Origin of the sequence: Microbispora sp. H10949 (assembly GCF_014161435.1) — a bacterium.
Taxonomy (GTDB): domain Bacteria; phylum Actinomycetota; class Actinomycetes; order Streptosporangiales; family Streptosporangiaceae; genus Microbispora; species Microbispora triticiradicis.
This window is the reverse complement of sequence record NZ_JABBWZ010000013.1, coordinates 249,341-255,621: the sequence shown is the minus strand read 5'-3', so window position 1 is coordinate 255,621 and position 6,281 is coordinate 249,341. Positions and strand designations below refer to the sequence as shown.

Here is a 6,281-nt window from a genome sequence, read left to right as displayed (position 1 = left end):
CCCCCACCGTCGGTCTCAAGGGCCAGGAACTCCTCGTCTCCACCGCCGACTCCGCCACCGAGATCGGCACCTCCAAGGTCAACGCCGACCTCGCCCTGCGCACCCCCGTCGACGTCGCCGCCGGCGAGTACCACTCCACCCTCACCCTCTCCCTCTTCAACCAGTCCTGACCCATCCGGGAACATCCCGACCGGAGGCAGGAACGGACCGCCCCAGTGCAAACGTCCGGAACGTGTGCGAGTCTGACTCAACGTTCCGGACGTCCGCATTGAGACAGGAGACACCTCTGTGACCAAGAGCCGTTCGCGGGGCGCCATCGCCCTCCTGGCCGTGCTTCACGCTGTCGGCGCGACCGTCTTGGTCGCCCTGGTGGGATTCGCCACCCCGGCGAGCGCCGACACCACCTGGTCGGTCGTGCCGGCCGACGCCAAAGGCCCCGACGGCCGCAGCGTCATCGACATCGACCTCGCCGGCGGACAGCAGGTGACCGAGCACATCGCGGTCATCAACCGCTCCACCCAGCCGGTCGACTTCGCCATCGACGCCAACGACGGTTATCTGACCGCCAAGGGCTACTTCGACATGCGGCCGTCGGACGCCAAGCCGACCGACGGCGGTTCGTGGATCGAGATCCCCGACAAGGTGACCATCGAGGGCGGAGCCACCGCCGTCGTGCCCGTCAAGGTCTCGATTCCCCAGAACGCGACGCCGGGAGACCACCCCGCGGGGGTCACCGCGTCCATCGACACCATCTCCGGCCAGGTGCGGGTCCAGAACCGGGTGGGCGTCCGGCTGAACATCCGGGTGACCGGCAACTACGTGGCCAAGGTCGCCGTGACCGATCTGCGGGCCGACTACCACTGGTCGTGGAACCCCTTCGCCCCGGGTACGGTCGACGTGAGCTACACCCTCGCCAACGTCGGCAACGTCCGGCTGGCACCGGACGCCCGGGTCCTGACGTCCACGCTCGTGGGCGAGAGCAGCTGGGACGACAAGTCCGAGGCCAAGGCCAGGGAGATCATGCCGGGCGGCAGCCGCACGTTCAGCGCACGGGTGACCGGCGCCTGGCCGATGGGATCGATCGACACGACGATCATGGCGATCCCCGCTCCCGCGGGTAAGCCGCTCCCGGGCATCACCGCCGAACGGGTGGCGAGCGGCACCTCGCTGTGGGCGCTGCCGTGGCCGCAGCTCGCCCTCCTCGTCTTCCTCCTCCTTGTCGTGCTCGCCGTCCGGATATCGGCTGTCCTGCGCCGCAGGCGCATCCAGAAGCTGCTCCTCCTCAACGGCACACCGCTCAAGGCGTGAGCGCGCGGCGCGTCCACGACCTCTCCCCGATCCCGACCCCGACCCCAACCACGACCAGACCACGACCCGAAACGACTTCGAGACGACCCCTGAGACAACCTGAAGGGCAGCACCACTCGTGAACAAGACACTGCGCCACGCCGTGACCCTGCTGCTGGCCGGGCTCGTGCTGGTGCTCGGCGCATCGGCGGCCGCCGCCGACAACGGACCGATCAAGCTGGAGGTGATCGGTGACGGCGGCCACAACGTCAACGTGCTGGCCACCTGGAAGAAGAACGGCCAGCCCGTCGAGGAGGTCGTCGAGGCGACGCTGACCGCCACGTCGGCCGACGGCCGTTCCTTCGGGCCCGTGGAGCTCAGGTCCGCGTCCGAGGGCCAGAACGTCTACCAGCCCGCGGAGCCGCTGCCGAACGGCGAGTGGAGCGTCACCGTCACCGCCACCAAGCCTTCCAAGGCACGCGCGACGACGAAGGTGACGGCGAAGGACCTCGCGGCCTCGCCGATGGCCGCGGCCGAGGCGCTCACCCGCGACAGGGCGGCCGTGGCGGACAGCGGTGACTCGTCGGACTCCCTGCTCAAGATCGGGGTCATCGTCCTGGTGGCGGTCCTCGCCCTCGGCGCCTTCGCCGTGATCATGCGCCGCAGAGGGCTGTACGCCCGGCGCTGACCTCGGCTGAGACGGCCCTGTCGTCGAGCCCTCCCTGTGCCCGGCACCACGTTCGGAGGGCCGTGGTTCCGGGCAGGAAGGGCATCGACGAGCGGCCGAAGGACTGAGGCATGGACGAATTCCGCATCGAGCACGATTCCATGGGCGAGGTGCGGGTGCCCGCCCGTGCGAGGTGGCGGGCGCAGACGCAACGCGCGGTGGAGAACTTCCCCGTGTCGGGCCGGGGCCTGGAGCCCGCCCACATCGCGGCGCTGGCCCGGATCAAGGCCGCCTGCGCGAAGGTCAACGCCGAGTACGGCGTGATCGACGAGGACATGGCGCGGGCCGTCCGGGACGCGGCCGCGGAGGTCGCCGAGGGCCGCTGGGACGACCAGTTCCCGGTGGACGTCTTCCAGACCGGGTCGGGCACCTCCTCCAACATGAACATGAACGAGGTCGTCGCCACACTCGCACAGGAGCGGCTGGGCCGTCCCGTCCACCCGAACGACCATGTCAACGCCGCCCAGTCGTCGAACGACGTCTTCCCGTCCTCCATCCACGTCGCGGCGGCGTACGCGGTCGTGCACGAGCTCACGCCGGCGCTGGAGCACCTGGCCACGGCGCTGGAGGAGAAGGCGGCGGAGTTCGCCGACGTGGTGAAGTCGGGCCGCACGCACCTCATGGACGCGACGCCGGTCACGCTCGGCCAGGAGTTCGGCGGCTACTCCACCCAGATCGAGCTGGCCCTCGAACGGCTGCAGGCCGCGCTGCCGCGCCTGGCCGAGCTGCCGCTGGGCGGCACGGCGGTGGGCACCGGGGTGAACGTGCCCGGCCCCGGGTGGGCGCAGGCGGTGATCGGCGAGCTGAGCCGGGAGACCGGACTGCCGTTCACCGAGGCCAGGGACCACTTCGAGGCGCAGGGCGCGCGGGACGGCCTGGTCGAGCTGTCGGGCGTGCTCAAGGTGATCGCCGTCTCCCTCAACAAGATCGCCAATGACCTGAGGTGGATGGGGTCGGGCCCCCGGGCCGGGCTCGCCGAGATCAATCTCCCCGACCTCCAGCCGGGATCGTCGATCATGCCGGGGAAGGTCAACCCGGTGATCCCCGAGGCCGTCACGATGGTGGCCGCCCAGGTCGTGGGCAACGACGCGGCCGTCACGATGGCCGGGGCCTCGGGCGCGTTCGAGCTGAACGTCATGCTGCCCGTGATGGCGCGCAACGTGCTGGAGTCGATCCGGCTGCTGGCGAACGTCTCCCGGCTGCTCGCCGACCGCTGCGTCAGCGGGATCACCGCCAACGTGGACCGCCTCCGCGAGTACGCCGAGTCGTCGCCGTCCATCGTCACCCCGCTCAACCGGTACGTCGGGTACGAGGAGGCCGCGAAGATCGCCAAGCAGGCGCTCAGAGAGCGCCGGACGATCCGGGAGGTCGTCATCGAGCGCGGCCACGTGGCGAGCGGCGCGCTGACCGAGCAGCAACTCGACGAGGCCCTCGACGTCCTCTCGATGACCCGGCCCACATAGGAGGCCGGAGATCTATGTCGCCGGCCGCCATGTGCCTCGCCCGATGTGGTTCCTATCGTGAGGCAGCATGAGCCTTGAAGGCCGTACGGCCCTGGTCACCGGCGCGGGGAGCGGCATCGGCCGGGCGTGCGCCCGCCGCCTGGCCGCCGAGGGCGCGCACGTCGTCGTCGCGGACGTCAACGCCGAGGCCGCGGGCAAGGTGGCCGCCGAGATCGGCGGGACGCCGGTGACCGTCGACCTCTCCGATCCGGAGTTCCTGGTGGCCTGGCGGGGTCAGCTGCCGCCGTCGCCGGACACCCGCCTGCGGGCCGACATCGTGGTGAACAACGCGGGGTTCCAGCATGTGGCCCCGATCGAGGAGTTCCCGCCCGAGATCTTCAGCGCGATCATGCGGGTGATGGTCGAGGCGCCGTTCCTGCTCGCCCGGGCCGTGCTGCCGGGCATGTACGAGCGCGGCTGGGGCCGGATCGTCAACATCTCCTCCGTCCACGGCCTGCGGGCCTCGCCGTACAAGGCGGCGTACGTGACGGCCAAGCACGCGCTGGAGGGCCTGTCGAAGGTGATCGCCCTGGAAGGGGCTGCCCACGGGGTGACCTCCAACTGCGTCAACCCCGCCTACGTGCGCACGCCGCTGGTGGAGAACCAGATCGCCGACCAGGCGCGTACGCACGGGATCGGCCCGGACGAGGTCGTGGAGCAGATCATGCTCGCCCCGGCGGCGATCAAGCGGCTGATCGAGCCGGACGAGGTCGCCGAGATGGTCGCCTACCTGTGCGGGCCGGCGGGGTCGTTCGTCACCGGCGCGTCCATCCCCATCGACGGCGGATGGAGCGCCCGCTGACCACTCCGGCCCCGGCGTCCGCGGAGGGCGCCCGCGCGTACCTCGACCTGCTTGCGCGGGAGGCGTCGGCGCTCGAGTTCGAGGGCCCGATCCTCCAGGCCCGGGCGGCCGGCGCCGACGCGGCCACGCTGGAGGAGCTGGAGCAGGCCAAGGTCGCCGCGCTGAAGGTGCGGGCGATGCTGCGCCGGCGGGCCCGGCGGGAGGCCGAGCTGTCGGCGCTGTTCGACACCGCGGGCGACCTGGCCGGGCTGCGCGACCTCGACGCCGTGCTGGAGGCGATCGTCCACCGGGCCAGGCAGCTGCTCGGCACCGACATCGCGTACATGACGCTGAACGACCCCGAGCGCGGCGACACCTACATGCGGGTGACCGACGGGTCCATCTCGGCCGACTTCCGGCGGCTGCGCCTCGCGATGGGCGCCGGGCTCGGCGGGCTGGTGGCCCAGACGGGCACGCCGTACAACACAGCCGACTACTTCGCCGACCCGCGCTTCCGGCACACGACGACCATCGACGGCGCGGTCCAGGAGGAGGGACTGGTCGCGATCCTCGGGGTGCCGCTGCGGCTCGGCCCCCAGGTGATCGGGGTGCTGTTCGCGGCCAACCGCAGCGCCCGGCCGTTCGCCCAGGAGGAGGTCGCGCTGCTGTGCTCGCTGGCGGCGCACGCGGCCGTCGCCATCGACACCGCCCGGCTGCTGCAGGAGACCCGCGCCGCGCTCGCCGAGCTGAGCGGGGCGAACGCGGTGATCAGCGCGCACAGTCAGGCGATCGAGCGGGCCGCCGACGCGCACGACCGGATGACCGGGCTGGTGCTGCGCGGCGGCGGCGTGGAGGACGTCGCCGCGGTGGTCACGGAGGTGCTGGGCGGACGCCTGACCGTGCTGGACGACGAGGGCCGCCCGCTGGTCGGCGAGGCCCGCGAGCTCGACGCGGGCGTCTTCGACGCCGCCCAGTCGTCGCGCGCGCTCGGCCGCACGGTCAAGCGCGGCGACGCGTACGTCGCCTCCGTGGACGTCGGGGCGGCGCCGCTGTGCACGCTGGTGCTGCGGACGGACCGGCCGGTGTCCGACACCGACCAGCGCATCCTGGAGCGCGCCGCGCTCGTCACCGCCTTGCTGCTGCTGTTCCGGCGCAGCGTGGCCGAGGCCGAGGGGCGGGTGCGCGGGGAGCTGCTCGACGACCTGGTCTCCCGGCCCGAGCTGCGCGGGCTGCGCGACCGGGCGCGGCGGCTCGGCGTCGACCTCGACGCGCCGCACGTGCTGGTCGTGGCCCGGCACGACGGGCAGCGGGAGCGGGCCGCCTTCTGGGCCTCGTCGCAGGCGACGCTCGCCCACGGCCTGGCCGCGGCGCGGGGCGACGAGGTGGTGCTGCTGCTGCCCGGCGACCGGCCGGGCGCGCTGGCCCGGCGCGTCGCGGCCGAGCTGACCGCCTCGCTCGGGCGGCCGGCGACGGCCGGGGCCGCCCCCGCCGCCGGCCCGGGTACGGGTCAGGCCGGTGAGCCCGGTGGCGGGCCGGTGACGTCGGTCGCCGCGGCCTACGCCGAGGCGCGGCGCTGCGCCGGCGCGCTCGTGGCGCTGGGCCGTACGGGCGACGGCGCGAGCGCCGAGGAGCTGGGCTTCGTGGGCCTCCTGGTCGGCGAGCGGCGCGAGGTGGCGGGTTTCCTCTCCGGGGTGCTCGGGCCGGTCCTCGACTACGACGCGCGGCGGGGCACCGCCCTGGTGACGACGCTGACCGCCTACTTCGGCACCGGCGGCTCGCTGTCGCGCACGGCCGAGGCGCTGCACATCCACGTCAACACGGTCACCCAGCGGCTCGACCGGGTGGGGCAGCTGCTGGGCGTGGACTGGCAGGAGCCCGACCACGCGCTGGAGATCCAGCTCGCCCTGCGGCTGCACCGGCTCAGGACCCACATGCCCGACGCGTGAGGTGTGTGGAACCGCCCCATAGGAGTGACCCCGGTCAC

5 protein-coding genes are annotated in these 6,281 nt (G+C 72.6%); all 5 read left to right on the top strand.

The window, feature by feature from the left end; all coding sequences use genetic code 11:
- The first annotated feature begins 288 nt into the window (after positions 1–288).
- The 5 genes from HHX40_RS30740 (at position 289) to HHX40_RS30720 (ending at position 6,243) form a co-directional block, all read left to right on the top strand.
- Positions 289–1,308, top strand: coding sequence for a DUF916 domain-containing protein (locus HHX40_RS30740; protein WP_182883366.1), 1,020 nt, complete (start codon positions 289–291; stop codon positions 1,306–1,308).
- A gap of 118 nt (positions 1,309–1,426) precedes the next feature.
- Positions 1,427–1,975: a hypothetical protein gene (locus HHX40_RS30735; protein ID WP_138461773.1), complete on the top strand. Its 549-nt coding sequence runs from the start codon at positions 1,427–1,429 to the stop codon at positions 1,973–1,975.
- A gap of 110 nt (positions 1,976–2,085) precedes the next feature.
- Positions 2,086–3,477: a class II fumarate hydratase gene (locus HHX40_RS30730; RefSeq protein ID WP_117410242.1), complete on the top strand. Its 1,392-nt coding sequence runs from the start codon at positions 2,086–2,088 to the stop codon at positions 3,475–3,477.
- Between the two features lie 67 nt (positions 3,478–3,544).
- Positions 3,545–4,318 (top strand): 3-hydroxybutyrate dehydrogenase, encoded by a 774-nt coding sequence (locus HHX40_RS30725; RefSeq protein WP_182877666.1) that lies wholly within the window; start codon positions 3,545–3,547, stop codon positions 4,316–4,318.
- Positions 4,303–6,243: a helix-turn-helix domain-containing protein gene (locus HHX40_RS30720; RefSeq protein ID WP_182883365.1), complete on the top strand. Its 1,941-nt coding sequence runs from the start codon at positions 4,303–4,305 to the stop codon at positions 6,241–6,243. Before HHX40_RS30725 ends, HHX40_RS30720 begins: the two co-directional genes overlap by 16 nt.
- Positions 6,244–6,281: the final 38 nt, after the last annotated feature.